Source organism: Limosilactobacillus pontis (assembly GCF_002940945.1).
GTDB lineage: Bacteria > Bacillota > Bacilli > Lactobacillales > Lactobacillaceae > Limosilactobacillus > Limosilactobacillus pontis_A.
Window position 1 is genome coordinate 171,351 of record NZ_PNFV01000005.1, and the last position, 18,581, is coordinate 189,931.

General features: G+C 49.3%; 18 protein-coding genes. 2 read left to right on the plus strand and 16 right to left on the minus strand.

Features of this window, described 5'->3' with window-relative positions:
- Positions 1–50: 50 nt before the first annotated feature.
- The 11 genes from CK797_RS05845 to CK797_RS05895 all read right to left on the minus strand — a co-directional run bounded on the left by CK797_RS05845 (position 51) and on the right by CK797_RS05895 (position 13,599).
- On the minus strand, positions 51–4,379 hold the full coding sequence (locus CK797_RS05845; RefSeq protein ID WP_104688814.1) for a PolC-type DNA polymerase III: 4,329 nt from the start codon (positions 4,377–4,379) through the stop codon (positions 51–53).
- Positions 4,380–4,459: 80 nt separating this feature from the next.
- Positions 4,460–6,190, minus strand: a complete 1,731-nt coding sequence (locus CK797_RS05850; RefSeq protein WP_104688815.1) for a proline--tRNA ligase — start codon at positions 6,188–6,190, stop codon at positions 4,460–4,462.
- Between the two features lie 27 nt (positions 6,191–6,217).
- On the minus strand, positions 6,218–7,492 hold the full coding sequence (gene rseP / locus CK797_RS05855; RefSeq protein WP_104688816.1) for an RIP metalloprotease RseP: 1,275 nt from the start codon (positions 7,490–7,492) through the stop codon (positions 6,218–6,220).
- A gap of 27 nt (positions 7,493–7,519) precedes the next feature.
- On the minus strand, positions 7,520–8,305 hold the full coding sequence (locus CK797_RS05860) for a phosphatidate cytidylyltransferase (protein ID WP_104688817.1): 786 nt from the start codon (positions 8,303–8,305) through the stop codon (positions 7,520–7,522).
- Positions 8,306–8,318: 13 nt separating this feature from the next.
- Entirely contained in the window at positions 8,319–9,038 is a 720-nt protein-coding gene (locus tag CK797_RS05865; RefSeq protein WP_412458022.1) for an isoprenyl transferase, read from the minus strand.
- Positions 9,039–9,222: 184 nt separating this feature from the next.
- Positions 9,223–9,786, minus strand: coding sequence for a ribosome recycling factor (gene frr / locus CK797_RS05870; RefSeq protein WP_104688819.1), 564 nt, complete (start codon positions 9,784–9,786; stop codon positions 9,223–9,225).
- A 2-nt stretch (positions 9,787–9,788) separates the two neighbouring features.
- The gene (gene pyrH, locus CK797_RS05875) at positions 9,789–10,511 is read right to left on the minus strand and encodes a UMP kinase (RefSeq protein WP_104688820.1); all 723 of its coding nucleotides are present in this window, start codon (positions 10,509–10,511) and stop codon (positions 9,789–9,791) included.
- An 84-nt stretch (positions 10,512–10,595) separates the two neighbouring features.
- On the minus strand, positions 10,596–11,471 hold the full coding sequence (gene tsf, locus CK797_RS05880) for a translation elongation factor Ts (protein WP_104688821.1): 876 nt from the start codon (positions 11,469–11,471) through the stop codon (positions 10,596–10,598).
- A gap of 112 nt (positions 11,472–11,583) precedes the next feature.
- Positions 11,584–12,378, minus strand: coding sequence for a 30S ribosomal protein S2 (gene rpsB, locus CK797_RS05885; protein WP_104688822.1), 795 nt, complete (start codon positions 12,376–12,378; stop codon positions 11,584–11,586).
- A 173-nt stretch (positions 12,379–12,551) separates the two neighbouring features.
- Positions 12,552–12,854 (minus strand): GIY-YIG nuclease family protein, encoded by a 303-nt coding sequence (locus tag CK797_RS05890; protein WP_104688823.1) that lies wholly within the window; start codon positions 12,852–12,854, stop codon positions 12,552–12,554.
- Complete coding sequence (locus CK797_RS05895) at positions 12,841–13,599, minus strand: tRNA1(Val) (adenine(37)-N6)-methyltransferase (protein WP_104688824.1); 759 nt, start codon at positions 13,597–13,599, stop codon at positions 12,841–12,843. The genes CK797_RS05890 and CK797_RS05895 overlap by 14 nt, the downstream gene beginning before the upstream one ends.
- Positions 13,600–13,731: 132 nt before the next feature.
- Between CK797_RS05895 and CK797_RS05900 the strand changes: the two genes are divergently transcribed.
- On the plus strand, positions 13,732–14,370 hold the full coding sequence (locus tag CK797_RS05900; protein ID WP_104688825.1) for a lysophospholipid acyltransferase family protein: 639 nt from the start codon (positions 13,732–13,734) through the stop codon (positions 14,368–14,370).
- 33 nt (positions 14,371–14,403) lie between these two features.
- On the opposite strand, the gene CK797_RS05905 is transcribed toward CK797_RS05900, so the two are convergent.
- On the minus strand, positions 14,404–14,625 hold the full coding sequence (locus tag CK797_RS05905; RefSeq protein WP_412458021.1) for a YneF family protein: 222 nt from the start codon (positions 14,623–14,625) through the stop codon (positions 14,404–14,406).
- A gap of 81 nt (positions 14,626–14,706) precedes the next feature.
- Positions 14,707–14,958: a DUF896 domain-containing protein gene (locus tag CK797_RS05910; protein WP_104688827.1), complete on the minus strand. Its 252-nt coding sequence runs from the start codon at positions 14,956–14,958 to the stop codon at positions 14,707–14,709.
- Between the two features lie 169 nt (positions 14,959–15,127).
- On the opposite strand from CK797_RS05910, the gene lexA reads away from it, so the two are divergent.
- Entirely contained in the window at positions 15,128–15,754 is a 627-nt protein-coding gene (lexA, locus tag CK797_RS05915) for a transcriptional repressor LexA (protein WP_104688828.1), read from the plus strand.
- A gap of 90 nt (positions 15,755–15,844) precedes the next feature.
- On the opposite strand, the gene CK797_RS05920 is transcribed toward lexA, so the two are convergent.
- The 3 genes from CK797_RS05920 to CK797_RS05930 all read right to left on the minus strand — a co-directional run.
- Positions 15,845–17,002, minus strand: a complete 1,158-nt coding sequence (locus CK797_RS05920) for a hydroxymethylglutaryl-CoA synthase (protein ID WP_104688829.1) — start codon at positions 17,000–17,002, stop codon at positions 15,845–15,847.
- Between the two features lie 11 nt (positions 17,003–17,013).
- Positions 17,014–17,724: a ribonuclease H family protein gene (locus tag CK797_RS05925; RefSeq protein WP_104688830.1), complete on the minus strand. Its 711-nt coding sequence runs from the start codon at positions 17,722–17,724 to the stop codon at positions 17,014–17,016.
- 502 nt (positions 17,725–18,226) lie between these two features.
- On the minus strand, positions 18,227–18,581 hold a 355-nt coding region (locus tag CK797_RS05930; protein WP_146085281.1), incomplete at its 5' end, for an IS3 family transposase.

The window sequence follows — 18,581 nt, forward strand, 5'->3', positions numbered from 1 at the left end:
AGCACGTCGACGAAGTATCTTGCGTTCGTTACGTGCTCGTTTCGAACTGCCTAAAAAAGGCTCAGCTGATTCTCGTCTGGCAATCCGTCCAGAACATGATTTTCCGTTAGAAAATCAATCAGCGTCTTAGAGACCTTCCCCCGTTCGGCGAGGTCCTCCTTAGACAGGAACGGCTTCTCCTCGCGAGCGGCCACGATCTGCTTGGCGACGTTCAACCCTAATCCCGGCACAGCCCGGAATGGAGCGATCAGGCTGTCCCCGTCGATCAACCAGTTGGTGGCGTCCGACTTGTTGAGATCAACCATCTTGAACTTGAAACCTCGCTCCAACATCTCATTGGCCAATTCGAGGATTGTCAACAGACTCTTGTCTTTGGCACTGGCGTCGTTTCCTTGCTCATTAATCTCAGCCATCCGATGCTTGACTGCATCCTTGCCGTGGGCCATAGCAACCACGTCAAAGTCATCAGCCCGCACTGAGAAGAATGCGCAGTAGTAAACCAGCGGGAAATAGACCTTGAAATAGGCGATCCGTAAGGCCATCAAAACATAGGCCGCCGCGTGGGCCCGTGGGAACATGTACTTAATCTTCAGGCAGGAGTCCATATACCACTGGGGAACGTTGGCTTTGCGCATCTTGGCCTGCCACTCGTCAGGAATACCACGGCCGTGACGAACGGATTCCATCACCTGGAAAGAGGTTTCAGAATCCAGCCCGTAGTGGATCAAGTCGGTCATGATGTTATCACGACAACCAATCACGTTGGCAATCGTCGCCGTCCCCTCCTTGATCAGTTCTTGGGCGTTATCCAACCACACGCCCGTTCCGTGGGACAGACCAGAAATCTGGAGAAGTTGGGAATAGTTCTTCGGGTGGGTATCATTTAACATTCCCCGCACAAACCGGGTCCCAAACTCGGGCAACCCTAAAGTCCCGGTCTTACTCTGGATCTGTTCCTCCGTAACCCCAAGCTGCTTTGGACTAGAGAATAGCGACATCACACCAGGATCGTTCATCGGAATGGTCCGCGGATTGATGCCGGACAAGTCCTGAAGGGCACGGATCATGGTCGGGTCATCATGACCCAGAATATCCATCTTTAAGATATTATCGTGAATTGAGTGGAAATCAAAGTGGGTCGTTTCCCAAGCCGCGTTCTGGTCATCCGCTGGATATTGAACCGGTGTGAAGTCATAAATATCCATATCGTCAGGCACGATAATAATCCCAGCCGGGTGCTGCCCGGTCGTCCGCTTGACTCCGGTAGCTCCCGTGGCGAGCCGGTCCTCCTCAGCCCCGCGGAACTGGACGTCCTTATCCCGCTCGTAAGCTTTGACATAGCCATAGGCGGTCTTATCAGCCACGGTACCGATCGTTCCAGCCCGGAACACGTTCTTCTCACCGAAGAGGACTTTCATGTAGTTGTGGGCAATCGGCTGGTAGTCTCCGGAGAAGTTTAGATCAATATCCGGGACCTTGTTTCCCTTAAACCCGAGGAAAGTTTGGAAGGGAATATCATGCCCGTCCTTAACCAGGAGGGTGCCACACTTCGGGCAGTGCCGTTCTGGCAGGTCAAAGCCCGAACTATACTCTCCCTTAGTATAAAAGTGAGTGTACTGACACTTTGGACAGCGGTAGTGCGGCGGCAAGGGGTTGACCTCAGTGATTCCTGACAAGGTAGCAACCACACTGGAGCCAACTGACCCCCGAGAACCAACCAGGTAACCATCCTTATTAGACTTGGCAACCAGTCGTTGAGCAATCAGGTAAATGACTGAGAATCCGTTCTTGACAATACTGTTAAGCTCCAGTCGAACCCGGTCACGAACCAACTTTGGTAGCGGATCACCGTACCAGGCCTTGGCGGTATGCCAGGTTCGATCCTGAATTTCCTGCTCCGCCCCCTTCATATGTGGGGTGTAAAGGCGGTCCTTAACCGGCCGGATATCATCGGCGACCATGTCGGCGACTTGGTGGGTGTTGTCCACCACGATCTGGTGTGCCTTCTCGTCGCCTAGAAAGCTGAACTCTTTCAGCATCTCATCGGTCGTCCGAAAGTGGACGTCCGGCCGATGGGTCCGGTTCAGTGGATTAGCACCACCCTGTGAATTGATCAGGATCTTCCGATAGACACCATCATGCTGATCAAGATAGTGGACATCACCGGTAGCCACCACCGGCTTATCCAATTCATCACCCAGTTTGACCATGTTCTTCAAGATGTCCTCAAGATGAGCCTCGTCAGTGATTACATGCTGCTCCAAGAGTGGTGCATAATTTGGCTTGGGCTGAACCTCGATATAGTCATAGTAACGGGCCTTCTTCAGCGCGGTAGCATACCCCTTCTCCATCATTGCAGTAAAGACCTCGCCAGATGAACAAGCTGTTCCGAGTAGAAGCCCCTTCCGGTATTTAGTAAGCAGGGTCCGCGGAATCCGTGGTACCCGGTGAAAATATTTTACGTTGGAGAATGACACCAGCTTGAAAAGGTTCTTCAGACCAGCTTGGGTCTGGGCAAGGAGGGTGACATGAAACGGCCGGGCGTGCTTATAGGCATCATTTTCGGCCATGTGCTTGTTGAGGTCGTCGACGTAACGAATGTCGTAACGTTTCTCGGCATCCTTCAGAAATTTGTAGAGTAAGTGGCCGGTAGCCTCGGCATCATAGTTAGCCCGGTGGTGGTGCTCCAAGGCTACCTTGAATTTCTTACTCAGGGTATTCAAACGATACCCTCGCAGGTTCGGGTAGAGAAAACGGGCCAGTGGTAGGGTATCAATAACTGGTTCAGTGATCTCACTCATTTCATGCCGCCGGTAACCAGTGTTCATGAACCCCATATCGAAGGATACATTGTGCCCAGCGATAATGCAGCCATCACAGAAGTCCTTGAACATCTTGAAGACTTCTTCCTCGCTCTTAGAGCCATGAACCATCTCATCAGTAATACTGGTCAGCTGAGTGGTCTGCTCTGACAGCGGAAAGCCAGGATCGATAAACTCATCGAAACGCTCTAAGACATTGCCATCCTTCATTTTGACTGCTGAGAGCTCAATCACCTTATCGTAAATGGCCGATAGTCCAGTGGTTTCCACGTCAAAGATTACGTAAGTATTGTCCAATAAGACGTCGTGATTCTCGTTGTAGACCAGTGGGATCCCGTCGTCAACCACGTTAGCCTCCATTCCGTAGAGCATCTTGATATTAAACTTATTCGCGGCTTTGAAGGCCTCTGGGAAAGCCTGGACATTACCATGGTCCGTAACTGCAATAGCCGGTTGTCCCCACTGATGAGCACGTTGGGCCAGCTCGGTAATTGAGTTGGTGGCATCCATCTGGCTCATTTCAGTGTGAGCATGCAGCTCAATACGTTTGTCATTGGCAGGTGCCTTATCCTGCCGGGCAGTATGGTGAACCTGGTTGACATCATAGGCGTTAATCACTAGGTCGTGCATCCAGGTATCTTCCTGAACGGGTCCCCGAACCTTCAGCCAGATTCCAGGTTTGATATTGGCAAACTGTGCCTCTTCCTCGGTATTGCGGGAAAACTTTTTGACCGCAAATGAAGAGGTATAGTCAGTAATCTCAAAAGTTAAGAGCTGTCGGCCTGAGCGCAGTTCCCGAACCTCGGCATTAAAGACGTAACCTTCAACAACGACAGAACGTTCCTCACCTTGAATGTCCTTCATCTGAGTAACGTTTTCCTTTTCGCTGATCACCCGGCCAAGCTGTGCCGGTCCTTCGGCAGGGGCAGCTGCCTGCTTCTGCTTACTCTTGACTCGGGCATTATTCTTCTTGATTTGGGCCATTGCCTTGGCCGCCAGAGCTGCGTCATCAGCTTCATGCTTGGCCTTGAGCTCCTTAATCTTCTCCTGAGATGCTGACTGATCAACAAAGGGGTGGATCCGAAACTGAGGAAATCCAAGTTCTTGGTAGCGGTGCTCGATTTTGTCAAGCAATTTCTGGACTAGCATCTTCTTAACGATTTCATTTTCAACCACTAGGGTGACCCGGCCGTCTTTCACCTCGGGGCTGGTCTGAAGACAGGCCTGCTGGAGCATTGCCGAGTCATGAGCGGTTGTGTTAACAATGTACTCCCAGTAGTCGGCGATCAGCTGCTGATCAAGCTCAGTCATTGGGCTACTGATCTTAACCTGGACACCGGCGATATCACTGAACCCCCGTTCCAAGGCTGCGGTAAACTCCTGAAAGAGGTTAAAGGGCAGCGCCTGGCGGAAGATCAGATGAAACTCCCACACCCGTGAACTCTTATGGACGACAACCGACTGGACTGCCGCGTTCTGAAAGGCCGTGGCATCCTTTTCTGGAAAGTGAATCTGCTCAAGTAGTTTGGCAAACAGTTCATGCCGATTCAATCCCACACTAACGTCCTCCTATCTAAAAATGTGGCGCAAACCCAATTGATTCAGCTCTGCGACCACATTGAATGTTTCGTATTTAACTATTTATCTTGACTATTCAACTGCTTCAGCAGGATACCAACCGTGTTAGCAACTTCTTCCTGCTTAACCTCAATAGTCTCACCAGTCTTACGGATCTTGACCTCAACAATTCCGTCAGCAGCCTTTTTACCGATTGTGATCCGAATTGGCAACCCGATCAGGTCGGCATCAGCAAACTTGACCCCGGCCCGTTCCTTCCGGTCATCCACCAGAACTTCGTAACCAGCTGCTGTCAATTGTTGGTCAATCGCATTGGCCATCGCCATTTGATCGTCCTTCTTGGCGTTAACCGGGATAACGTGGACATCAAACGGTGCAATGCTGTCAGGCCAAACCAGACCGTTCTCATCGGCGTTTTGTTCGGCTACCGCGGACAGAAGCCGGGTAACCCCGATTCCGTAAGAACCCATAATCACATCGACCAAGCGGCCGTTTTCATTTAATACCTTAGCACCCAGCTTGTCGGAATAATGGGTCCCCAGCTTGAAGATATGACCGATCTCAATCCCCGGTGTGAACTTGATTGGATGACCATCTGGGGCGATCTCCCCCTCCTTGACGTTCCGGAAGTCGCCAAATTGGTCAACACGGAAATCACGGTCAATATTGGCATTAATATAGTGATGCCCGTCATCGTTGGCGCCACAAGCCATGTTAACCAGAACCTTAACGTAGTTATCGGCCAAGATCTTGACGTCCTCACCAACGCCAACTGGTCCCAAAGAACCTGGGTGAGCACCTAGGTACTTAACTGCCTGGTCTTCAGTAGCCAGAGTTAGGTCCTCGCAGTCAAGGGCGTCGGTAACCTTGGCCTCGTTGACCTCGTCGTTGCCACGCATCAATACCATAACCGGTTGATAATCATCCTCACCCATCTTAGCCATGAAGAGCATTGCCTTCAGAACCTGGTCAGCATCAACCCCCAGGCTTGCGGCCGCCTCATCAACAGAGTGGGCACCCGGGGTAGCCTTCTTGGCTAATTCGGCCGGTTCAGCGGTCTGCTGAACACCAGTAAACTTACTAGTGGCCTTTTCCAAGTTAGCAGCATAGTCCCCATCGGTGTAGGCGATCACATCCTCACCTACTTTGGCCGGGGCAGAAAATTCCTGAGAATTTTTCCCACCCATCGTGCCAGAATCAGCCAGAATGACCTTGTAGTTCAGGCCAACCCGGTCAAAGATGTTCCGGTAGGCCTGAGCCTGCTTGTCGTAGGCCTCATCCAAACCAGCCTGGTCAGCAGAAAAGGAATATCCGTCCAACATCTCAAATTCCTTTCCCCGCAGAATCCCGTAACGCGGCCGGTCCTCATCACGGAACTTATCCTGGAGTTGGTAAACCACCAGGGGCAGCTTCTTGTAGGACTTAATGCTATCCCGGATTACCTCGGTGAAGGTTTCCTCATGAGTTGGTCCTAAGATAAAGTCCCGGTCACGTCGGTCTTTGAGCTTAAATAAGTTGTCCCCGTAGCTCTCATAACGGCCGGATTCCTTCCAGAGATCGGCAGGCAGGAGGGCTGGCATCATCATCTCGACGGCATCAGCTTTGGCCATTTCGTCACGGATGATGTTTTCAACCTTCCGGATCACCCGGTAGGCCAGTGGAAGGTATGACCAAACTCCGGCGGAAACCTGGTAGATGTAGCCGGCCCGAATCATCATTTTATGACTCAGGGCCTCAGCATCACTCGGTGCCTCTTTCTTGGTTGGAATCAAAATCTTTGATTGTCTCATAAAAAATACTACTCCTCTAAAATCAATTTAATGAATGAAATAACGTTGAATATCGTTCCAGGTGACGAGGATCATCAATAGCAGCAATAACATGAACCCGATCATGGTGACCACACCCTCAGCCTTTTCGGGAATCGGCCGCCGAATGACTGCCTCAATAATGTTCAAAAGCAACTTGCCCCCGTCCAGGGCCGGAATTGGCAGGAGGTTAACAATTCCCAAGTTGATTGACAGCAAAGCTAAAAAGTTCAAAACCCCGTTGAACCCTAAGGCTGTCGCTTGGGATGTCCCTGCGTAGATGGCTACCGGACCCCCCAGGTCATTGAGACTAAATCCATGTGTAAACATACTCCCCAGCACACTAAAAATCAAGGTGCCGGCCTGGACAAACTGCTGCCAGCCGAACAGCAAACGAGCTTTGATCCCAGTCTGCTGCTCCTCAATGATCCCAATCTGACCGATTTTTTCCTTGCCCTGATGGACTGTCTTTGGCACAACAGTGACCTGGTGCTGATGATGGTTATGGACATAAGTCAGACGGACCTTCTTGCCCGGCTGACTGGAAATCTTGGTAGCAAGCTCTCCCCAATTGCTGACCGTAGCATTGCCGACCCTGGTGATCCGATCACCAGCCACCAGCCCTGCCTTGGCAGCTACTGAGCCGTTATTAACTTTACCAAGACGGTTGCTATTGGTAGGCACCCCACTGAGGGTAAAACCCAGGATAATGAAAACAACCAGCGACAGGATAAAATTGTTCATTGGGCCGGCAAAATTGGTCATCATCCGAGCAGGCAGACTAGCGGAACGGAACTGAACATCCCGCGGCGCAATCTGAACATGGGTACCGTCACGCTCAATGATCACAGCATCGTGGTTGACGGTGTAAATCTTCAACTGGTCCTCATCACCATTGACATAACCCTTGATCCAGAGGTCATCGGTAAGGTCACAATCCACGAGTTGTAACGGGATCCCCTGAAGGAGGGCTGCCTTGTTGCTAGCGTTGATGGTGACTACCTGACCCTGATCGTTGAGCTGGACAGTCACCGGAGTACCGGGACGCAGCTCATCCATATCCTCGTCATCGTTACCAGCCAGGCGGACGTAACCCCCGACCGGTAGCAGCCGAATGGTGTAGGTGGTACCGTTCTTACGACGCCACCAAAGCTTAGGTCCCATTCCAATTGAAAACTCCCTAACCAGAATACCGGCTCGCTTAGCAAAGTAGTAATGGCCGTATTCGTGGACCAGGACCAGGATTCCAAACACCAGGATAAAGGTAATAATTGTTACTATCACATGATCCCCTCTTTGATGTTGTAGTTACTAGATAATTCCGAGCAGGTGCAACATTGGCATCACGATAAGCATGCTGTCAAATCGATCCAGGATGCCACCGTGACCGGGCAGGATCTTTCCGGAATCCTTCACCCCGTAATAACGCTTCAGCGAAGACTCAATCAGGTCACCAAACTGGCCCATAATCGAAAGGACGATGGTCAGCAGGATCATCGGCAGCCATGCGCCACCAACTGGCAGGAAGTACAGGTATACAGCCAAGATGATCGTGGCCGCCACCGTACCACCAATGGAGCCCTCCCAAGTCTTATTGGGGCTAATCTTTGGCGCTAGCTTGTTCTTACCGATCTTACGACCAATCAGGTAGGCCCCACTGTCGGTCAGCCAAACAATCAGCATCCCATACAGAAGGGTAATGAAGTTGATCGACCGTGCAACAACAAAGTAGTGAAAACCCATCCCAATATAAAGCATAGCTAGGGTCAGCACCCCAACGTCGTCAAAGGTAAACCGCTGCTTGCGCAAGACTGTGTGCAGTAAAAGCAAGATCACCAGGACGTAGAAACCAAACCAACGTGTTGCCACGCTTGGTAAGAAGTCTAACCAACTATCTGGCAGGATCAATAAGGCCACACCCAGGTAGCTGACAATCGCCTCAAAGGAGATCACAAACATTTTTTTCATGACCAAGATCTCTGACATAGCGATGATTCCCAAGGCAACCGCTGCGATTGTCAGTGGCCAGCCACCATAAATGATCAGCGGGATAAAGATAGCCAGGGCAATCACCGCAGTAATTATCCGTGTTTTCATTATTCTTACTCCTTTACTTGTTTACTAGACCACCGAAACGCCGATGTCGGCCTTGAAACTCGCTGATGGCCCGTTTCAATGTTTCTCCATCGAAATCTGGCCAGTGCTCCGGCACAAATTCGAGTTCACTGTAGCCAATCTGCCAAAGCATGAAGTTGCTGATTCGCTCCTCACCACTGGTCCGAATCAGCAGGTCCGGATCGGCCAATTCACCCAATGGTGCCGTCATCAGGTGATCACTGATTGTCTGCTCCGTGATAGCGGCGGGATCGAGCCGACCTTCTTGCGCTTCCTGGGCAACAGCGCGCACTGCCCGGGTAATTTCGTCCCGACTGCCGTAGTTCAGAGCAAAATTCAGAATCATCCCGTCACAGTTTGCAGTGTCTTTAATGGCGTCCTTAACAGCCTTCTGTGTCCCCGCAGGTAAGCGGGTAATGTCCCCCATCACCATGACCTTGACGTTGTGCTTAACCAGGTCGGGAACAAACGTCGCAAAGAAGCGGATTGGCAGTTGCATCAGGTAGTTAACCTCGGTAGCAGGCCGCTTCCAATTCTCGGTGGAAAATGCGTATAAGGAAAGTACCTTTACCCCGAGTTCACTGGCCGCGATGGTCACCTTCTTGACCGTCTGCATCCCCTGTTTATGGCCAGCCACTCGTGGCAGGTGACGGGCCTGTGCCCAACGACCATTACCATCCATGATGATGGCAATATGACCGGGAATCCGGTCCATATCTAATTTTTGTTCCGTGTTTGTGTCTTTTTTACTAGAAAACACCGACTTCGCCTCCGTTAGTTGGTTTTGACAAATAATCACCCATTAATTATAAGTCTCTCGGGCCTAAAAAGCTACTTACCCGAAAAGCAAAAAACGAGGATGGTTCTGCCCATCCCCGTAAATCGTGAACATGGTTCAATTAGCCCTCAAGCAGTTCTTTTTCCTTGGCATTAGCAATGTCTTCCAAGTTCTTGATCCCGGCATCGGTCTCGTCTTGAACCTTCTTCTCCAGGTCATGGAATTCGTCATCGTTGAAGTCACCGCTCTTGTTCCCTTTCTTCAGGTCATCCATAGCTTCACGACGAACGTTACGAACCGCTACCTTGGCCTTCTCCAATTCAGCCTTAACGTCCTTAACCAGTTCCTTACGCCGGTCTTCTGTTAATTGCGGAATGATCAGCCGGATGGCGCTACCGTCATTTTGCGGCGTTAGACCAAGGTTAGAAGCATAAATGGCCCGTTCGATTTCTTCCAAAATACTACCGTCGTATGGTGTAATCAGCAGCTGCCGAGCTTCAGGTATCGTGATCGATGCCACTTGATTCAGCGGAGTTGGGGCTCCGTAGTACTCTACCTTAATCGAGTTTAGCAGACTGGCATTAGCCTGACCGGCCCGAATATCAGCCAGTGTCCGTTGTAATGCTTCACCAGACTTCTTCATCTTGTCCTTGGCACCGTTTAAAATATCTTTACTATTAGCCATGATTAGTCCCCCTCAATGGTCGTACCAACCTGCTCGCCGGTAACGACCTTCATAATGTTTCCTGGTGTGTTCAAATTAAAGACAACCAATGGAATATGATTATCCATTGACAGTGAGCTAGCCGTCGTATCCATAACATGCAAGTTCTTTTCAATCAGATCCATGTGGGTCAGGTGATCAAACTTGACGGCACTGGCATCCTTATTTGGATCAGCGGAGTAGACACCGTCAACCCCGTTTTTACCCATCAGGATGGCATCAGCGTTGATTTCTGCTGCCCGCAAGGCCGCTGTGGTGTCAGTTGAGAAGTATGGACTCCCAGTTCCCCCGGCAAAGATCACAATCCGGTCTTTCTCTAAATGCCGGATGGCCTTGCGTCGGATGTACGGCTCCGCAATCTGTCGCATTTCAATGGAAGTCTGAACCCGGGTTGGAACATCAATAGATTCCAGGGCATCCTGCAGGGATAAAGCGTTCATGATAGTGGCAAGCATCCCGATATAGTCGGCCTGAGCCCGTTCCATGCCAAGCTGCTCACCGGTAACACCCCGCCACATGTTACCACCGCCGACAACGATGGCGATCTGTACGCCTAGATCATGAACCTCTTTGAGTTCCTTGGCAACATCCTTCAGAACGGGTGGGTTGATGCCAAAGCCTTTTTCACCAGCCAAGGCCTCACCACTCAGCTTCAAGATAACACGATTGTATTTAATATCAGCCATGATTTTCCTCCTCAAATTGTCTGCCAATCGAGCATTGTAAAAAAGGACGCACTGAACTCAGCACGTCCTTTCGCCAAGCGAACCTTAGTTCATTTGGTCCTTAACTTCTTGAGCGAAGTCATCCTGCTTCTTTTCGATTCCTTCACCGACTTCGTAACGGATGAAGGACATCAGCTTACCATTATTAGCGGAAACGTATTCGGCAACCGTTTGGTCAGGGTTCTTAACAAAGTCTTGGTCTGCCAGGCAGATTTGGGATAAGAACTTGTTAAGCCGACCTTCGACGATCTTATCAACGATCTTAGCTGGCTTACCTTCGTTCAACGTTTCTTCCTTGAAGACGGAACGTTCATGGTCAAGCCGGTCTTGGGAAACGTCGTCACGCGTCATGAATTCAGGGTTGATAGCAGCAACATGCATTGCCACATCCTTAGCCGTTGTCTCATCGCCACCTTCGAGAACAACCAAGGCAGCAATTTGACCACCCTGGTGAAGGTAGGCACCAAAGCTGTCGCCATCATTCTTTTCAACCACGCTGAACCGCCGCAGGCTAACCTTTTCACCGGTCTTTTGAGTGGTGCTGATGATATCATCCTTCAGGGTACCGTTAGCTGTCTTGATGGCCAAGGCTTCGTCAACGTTAGCGGGCTTGTTTTCACTGATCAGCTTCGTAACTTCCTTAAGCAGTGCCTTGAATGGGTCACTAGCAGCAACAAAGTCCGTCTCGGAGTTCAGTTCAACAATTGCAGCAGTATTACCGTTAATGGCAACGTCAGCCAGACCTTCGGCAGCCACCCGGTCACTCTTCTTGGCAGCCTTGGCAATCCCCTTTTCACGAAGGTAATCCATTGCCTTATCCATATCGCCATCACTGGCAACCAATGCCTTCTTGGCATCCATAATTCCGGCACCGGACTTCTTCCGTAATTCCATAACTTGAGCAGCTTTAATTTCAGCCATGACTAGATCTCTCCTTTAAATAATCAATGGGATTTTCAAAAAAAGGGCTGTTTGTACTTAGGGCCACGATGGTCCATAACACAAAACAGCCCAAGTATTTAATCACTTAATGTTAGTCTTTGCCTTCAACACTGTTCTTAAGGTTCTTCAGGGAATCTTCGCTAACAGTCTCGTCTTCGGCATTGTTGTCGTCAGCAGCGGCATCTGCTTGTTGTGCATCATCTTGACCCTGCTTACCTTCAACAATGGCATCTGCCATCTTAGAAGTGATCAGACGAACGGCACGAATAGCGTCATCGTTTGATGGAATTACGTAGTCGATGTCATCTGGGTCAGTGTTGGTGTCGACCATGGCAACGATTGGAATGTGCAGCTTTTGTGCTTCCTTAACAGCGATTTGTTCCTTGTGTGGGTCAACGATGTACATAACATCTGGGATCCGTGGCATGTCTTCGATACCACCAAGGAACCGTTCCAACTTTTCACGTTGCTTGGTCAGCACAGCAACTTCCTTCTTTGGCAGAACGTCAAAGGTGCCATCTTCAGCCATCTTCTTGAGTTCCTTCAGACGAGCAATCCGTGATTGGATAGTCTTCCAGTTGGTCAGCGTACCACCTAACCAACGGTGGTTAACGTAGTATTGACCAGCACGGGTAGCTTCTTCCTCGATGGAGTCTTGTGCTTGCTTCTTAGTACCAACAAAAAGGACTACACCACCGTTGGCAGCAACATCCTTCATGTAGTTGTAAGCAGTGTCGATCATCTTGACCGTCTTTTGCAGGTCAATGATGTAGATCCCGTTCCGTTCAGTGAAGATGTATTCTTCCATCTTTGGGTTCCAACGACGAGTTTGGTGACCGAAGTGGACACCGGCTTCAAGCAATTGCTTCATAGTAACAACAGACATAATAAACCTCCAAAATGTTTTTTCCTCCCCGTGGCTCCACTAGTCAAAGAACTCTTTATAAAAAAGAGCACGCCTTCGCCTATCACCACAGGTGTGTTATATGTTGTTAAACACCGCTTAATAGTATACAAAAAAGCTTGTCCATTGACAAGCTTTTTGGCCGCTTAATTTGACTAACGGCGATGATTCAACCGGTAGAAATGATCCACACTGATCCCCTGCCGAGCTAAGTAAGCAACCTTCTTAACCCGCGTTTGGTGCTTGAAGTGGTACTCGGCACTCAGCGCGTCGTGTTTATTATCAAATGCGGTTTGAAAAATCAGCCGCAAAGGATGGCGTGTCTTGACCCGGGTATACTTGGCACCCCGGCCAGCCCGGTGAGTAGCAAACCGCCGAGCAACATCAGTGGTAAAACCGCAATAGAGGGTATCGTCAGCACAGTAAAGAACGTACATATAATACTTACAGCTGGCCATAGAGCAGCTCCCGGACCGCTGGCAGATATTGACCGTCGGCACCGCTGACGGTCAATGGCGGCACCACCTTTAATCCGCCGGGCTTACCATCCTTGATCACCTCAAGCAGAAGCATATTGGCATCCCGTCCCGGCTTAGGATGAATAAAACGCAACCGCTTAGGAATGAGGCGGTGCTCCTCCATCATCTTCAAAATTTCGGTCAGTCGGTCGGGCCGATGGACAAGATAACCATGACCATTCATCTTCAGCAGTCCGCTCATTTGCTCGGCCACTGTCTCCAGATTAGTAGCGATCTCATGGCGGGCAATCGCCAAGTAATGGTTAGGGTTTTTTCGACTCTGAGCCGTCACCGGAAAGTATGGCGGATTGCACAGAACAACATCGACTGAATCTTTGGGAATAGCCGTAAAGACGTCGGCAATGTCCATATTGAGAACCTGATAACGATCGGCAAGCTGGTTAAGCTCAACACTGCGGCGGGCCATATCGGCAATGCGTGGCTGTAATTCTACCTCGATGAAGGTCCCACCCAACTTCTTATGCAGGAAAAGGCCAATTGCCCCATTGCCAGCACAAAGATCGACGGTTCGTAACTTATGACGGTGATTGGGTCGGACAAAATCAGCTAGCAGGACCGCGTCAAGGGAAAAGGCAAAGCAACGTGGGCTCTGAATAATCTGGACATCCTGACTATACAGTTGGTCGATCCGCTCATCGTTTTTTAATAGGGAAGTAGATTCCATTTTATAATGCTCCTTTCATGATTAGCCACTTGCATCTGAACGTTTTTTTCGTCTATACTTGTGCAGTCAAAGGCAATTTTGACAATAAACGCTAGAGATTAAAAAAATTATTTGAAGATTGGAAGAACAATCATGCTTTACAACTTTTTAGTGCACCTTATTAATCCCCTACTCAACCTGATCAACGGTCGTACCAGGGTTTATAATCGTGAAAATCTGCCTGCGGGCAACTACATCATCGTCGCCCCCCACCGAACTTGGATGGATCCGGTTTTGATCGCCTTAGTCGTTTGGCCAAAGAAATTCAGTTTCATGGCCAAGAAAGAACTTTTTAAGAACCCGATCGCCGGGCGTTTCCTCAAGGCGCTCAACGCCTTCCCGGTCGATCGCAAGCACCCCGGCCCTTCGGCAATCAAGAAACCGGTGACCCTTTTACGCAAGTCCGATTTGTCAACGATCATCTTTCCGTCTGGATCGCGTTACTCCGCGCAGCTTAAGGGCGGGGCAATCGTGATCGCCAAACTAGCTAATGTTCCCCTCGTGCCAGTAGTTTACCAGGGACCGCTGAAATTCAGCCGGCTCTTCACCAGACAGCATCGGCACATCGCCTTTGGCAAGCCAATCTACATTGACCGTAAGCAACGCCTCACCGATGAAAACCAAGCTAAGATTGAGCAGCAGATGCAGGCGGCTTTTGATACCTTAGATAAGCAGATCAACCCGAACTTCCATTACGTCATGCCGCCAAAGCCAGCGGATGATGACTTCTAAAAGAAAAAGGATGCGGCAACGCATCCTTTTTTATTACTTGCGGTTTGCTTTCCGCGCCTGAGCCTTCATAGTTTGCATCATCTGGTGAAGCTTGCGGCTAGAAGGCTTTTGCCCCATCTGGAGCATCATTGTCCGCAGCATTTCTTCTGAAATTGGTGGATTATTACGAAGGTAATTTTCCATGTACTTACGGGCGCCGAAGAAACCGACAACCAAGCCAACCAGCAATGCGATGATGGCCCATAAAATTGTCATACCCACGACTAATTCCTCCTTTGGTTAGTTACCTTTCCATCTTACACGAAAGAAAGGATCTTGAAAAGAGAAAATCAGCGTCTAATCGTCACGCAGACCCTTTTTACGCTGAATTTCCCGCACCTTTTCGGGAGTAACCTCTTTGCCTTCCTTATCAAAGATCCGCATCATCTCAATGTTGCTACGCATTGCTTCACGGAAGTTCTTGATGTATTCCCGACGCAGGCGTTCTCGTTCACGTGTCTCTGCCTCGGTCAGCCCTTCCTTCTTATTCTTGTGGGCCAACTCATTGATTCGTTTCAGTAGTTTATCCTGTTCTTCTGATTCAGCCATAAATGTCTTCCCTCCAATTGGTCTAACATCTTCAACGGCTTGATTTTACCGAATTTAGTGCTTAATTGCAACTTTTCCGTTAACGGTAAAATCGTGACGAACGTACGTTTGAAATATCATTGTTACTATGCTATTCTAGACATAATAAGAATGATAATGAGGTGTTATTATGCCACGATCCGCTAAAAATAAACAGATGGCGGTCTTATCCTACATTCACAAGCAGGTTACTGAGCACGGCTATCCGCCGACGGTCCGGGAAATTTGCAGCGCAGTGGGACTTTCATCAACATCAACTGTTCACGGTCACATCACCCGCTTAATTGATAAGGGGTTCTTGCGTAAAGACTCTGCTAAGCCGCGGGCTCTTGAGATCACCGCAAAAGGACTTGACCTGCTCGGAGTTAAGCCAATCCAGACTAAAATCCCAATGCTTGGGGTCGTTACGGCCGGGCAGCCAATCCTCGCCGTTCAAGAGGCAACTGACTTCTTCCCGGTTCCACCATCGATCCAGGATAACAATGACCTGTTTATGTTGAAGATTCGTGGGAGTAGTATGATCAAGGCCGGCATTCTCAACGGTGACGACGTGATCGTCCGTAAACAATCGACGGCCCGTAATGGTGACATCGTGATTGCAATGAACGATGACAACGAGGCGACCTGCAAGCGGTTTTTCAAGGAGAAAACCCGCTTCCGTCTGCAACCCGAAAACGACACAATGGACCCCATTTTCCTACAAAACGTTAAAATTCTCGGTAAGGTAATTGGCCTTTTCCGTGACCATATCTTTTAAACTATCAATACAATAGGCCGTCAGCGTTCAGAAAATTGAACACTGACGGCCTATTACTATACTATTTTAGAATCACTGTCCTGACCCTTATCACCGTCGCTGATAGATCCGCTGGTGATTCTTTTGCCCAGCTAGGACAAATGGGGCATTGTCAGCCTGAGTATCGAATTGAATATCTGCTGCCTGCATCCCCAGCTGACTGTTAAACAGCCGCTCGTACTCGGGTACCGAAACCTGGTGCCGCTCTGCCAAATCGTGATCAACATCACTGAGGTTTTTAGCAAAGTCTGACTGAACAATGCCGCTATAGAACTCACCCTCTGCGCCGGACCCGTAAGAGAAGAGACCCAGGCGGTCACCTGGCTTAATCTGACCGTTTTGCAGAAGGGACATCAGTCCTAGATAGAGTGAGCCTGTGTAGAGGTTGCCAACCTGCCGGCAATAAACCTGGCTAGCCGTCAACTGTTCACGTAATCGGTTAGCAACATCATCAGTCCGATCCTGCAGTACCGCTTCCAAAGCCTTCTTCCCCATCTTAGTAAATGGCAGGTGAAAAACGATTCCGGCGAAGTCTGCCAACTGCCGCCCCGTTCGCTGCTGGTAACGGGTCAGAGTATTCTTGAAGAAATCGATGTAGACGTTGGTAGAGTATTTTCCGTCTACCAAGGCCTCCGTAGCATAAAGTGGCCGCCAGAAGTCCATAACATCACGGCTGTAGGAAACACTCGTTGCCTCGATGGCTAAGACGTGCGGATTAGCACTGATTAACATGGCAACCGCTCCAGCCCCCTGAGTCACCTCACCAGAAGTATTGAGGCCATAACGGGCAATGTCGGCTGCAATTACCAGGACAGATTCCTGCGGGTTGAGGGCCACCAGGCCGCGTGCAAACTGAATGGCCGCGGTCCCGGAATAACATGCTTCCTTAAGTTCAATGGTCCGCACATAGTCATCAAGACCCAACAGGTGCTTTACATAGATGGCACTGGCCTTTGAGTTGTCGATCCCCGACTCGGTTGCCACGATGATCGTTGACAGTCCCCGCACATTCTCAGGTGTCAGCAGTTTCTGCGCAGCCTGTGCACCCAGCGTTACAATGTCCTGAGTCGGCGGAACCACCGCCTGACGATCCTGCCCGATCCCAATAGTGTACTTGTTGGGATCGACACCACGCTTTTCAGCTAGTTCCGTCAGTTCAATGTACTGGTCCGTACTAGCAAAGGCCATCTTATCAATTCCAATTTTCATTCTACTCATCCTCAATCCCTTTCCATTTGATCCATCGTTTTATTTAGTAATTCGTCAACCGTATTATTACCCTGGTTAACCGCGTGTCCCTTCGTCCAAACAAAGTGGAGCTGGGGAAAGCTTGACAACAAGCGAAGAACGGTTACCCACAGTTCCTGATTGGCAACCGGCTTCCCGCTAGCGGTAACCCAGCCACGCCGGCGCCAGCCATAGAGCCAGCCCTTAGTAATTGGGTCTAGGACGTAGTGTGAATCTAAAGTCGCCACAATCACTTCATCATTTAGGTGATGGTCAAGCAGGTATTCCAGTGCCCGGATCAGGGCGGTTATCTCCATCTTATTATTGGTGGCACCGAACTCACCACCGGTCCCCGTGATTCGTTGCTGGTGATACTCAATCAGGTATGCCCAGGCCGCCTTATCCTCACGTCTGACGTGCTGACCACGCCTATTGCCGTGATTCCGTGAGCCACCATCCGTATACAAGCGAATGGTTGGTGTGGTTGTTGGCTGGTCATTACCATCCAAAGAAAGACTCAACTGCCGGGAACGGGATACAGGACGATGCTCATTGCTTTTCAACCAGGCTGCTGCCGATTGATAATCTGCAAAGCCCTTATAGACCGCCCCATTGAAGCCGCTAACCTGCCGCTGACATTTCGGCCAGGAGCCGTATATCCCCGGTTGGTAGCCCTTCTTCACCGCATAAAATTTATATGCCACTAGTGATGCCTCCAAATAAAAAGGTTGCTCATCGTCAATGCTGATAAAAGGGCAACCACGTGTTCTATTTTACTATCTTAACATACTTCATACTGACGTTGGTAATTTTACCAACGTATAGCTGTCAAGCAAATGTATAAATACAATCATGATTATATTTTAACTATTCTCGTTGAGGATGACCCCCACTATATACTTTCTGCCAAATCCAAGTTACATTAACCACTAAGGAGTAGGCCAGTACATTCTGGTATCAAAAAGCAACAAGAACTAACTTCGAATTATCGATTTACCTAATACAACCACTAAACAGTTATTGCCTACAATACCTATACTTACCTAATTGACACATACAAAGGCAGGACTGATCAACAGGTTATTCAAGCTCTCAGCAACCTATAATGTGTGTGTAAACCGTGTGATTATCAATCATCTATCCTTAACTAAGAAAAAGCACAAACCCTTGTGAAGTGCAACAAAAAAGTTAGACAAAATTGAATATTTAAGCTGCTATGGAAGAAACATAAGCCCAGTTGTGATTGGCTAAGCGAACTTGGGAAACGTCAGTATGAAGAACCTGGTAAGGGACCTTCGCGTTAAATTGTTGTTTCAATAAGTTATCCGCAACTGCACCAACTTTGCCTTTGTAAGATGAGTATTTTCCGTTACGATGGCGGTTAAATAGGGTTACCTGAATTCCTAATTCAGCCATTAACTTATTAACGGTCATATCAGCTAAGTGAATCCCCATTGCCCGTAGCTTTTGGTTAACGCGACGATAACCGTAGGTCCATCGTCCGCGTACTTGACCCTGCTTGGCAATTTGAAGAATTACTTTCTTAACCCTAGCGTATTTA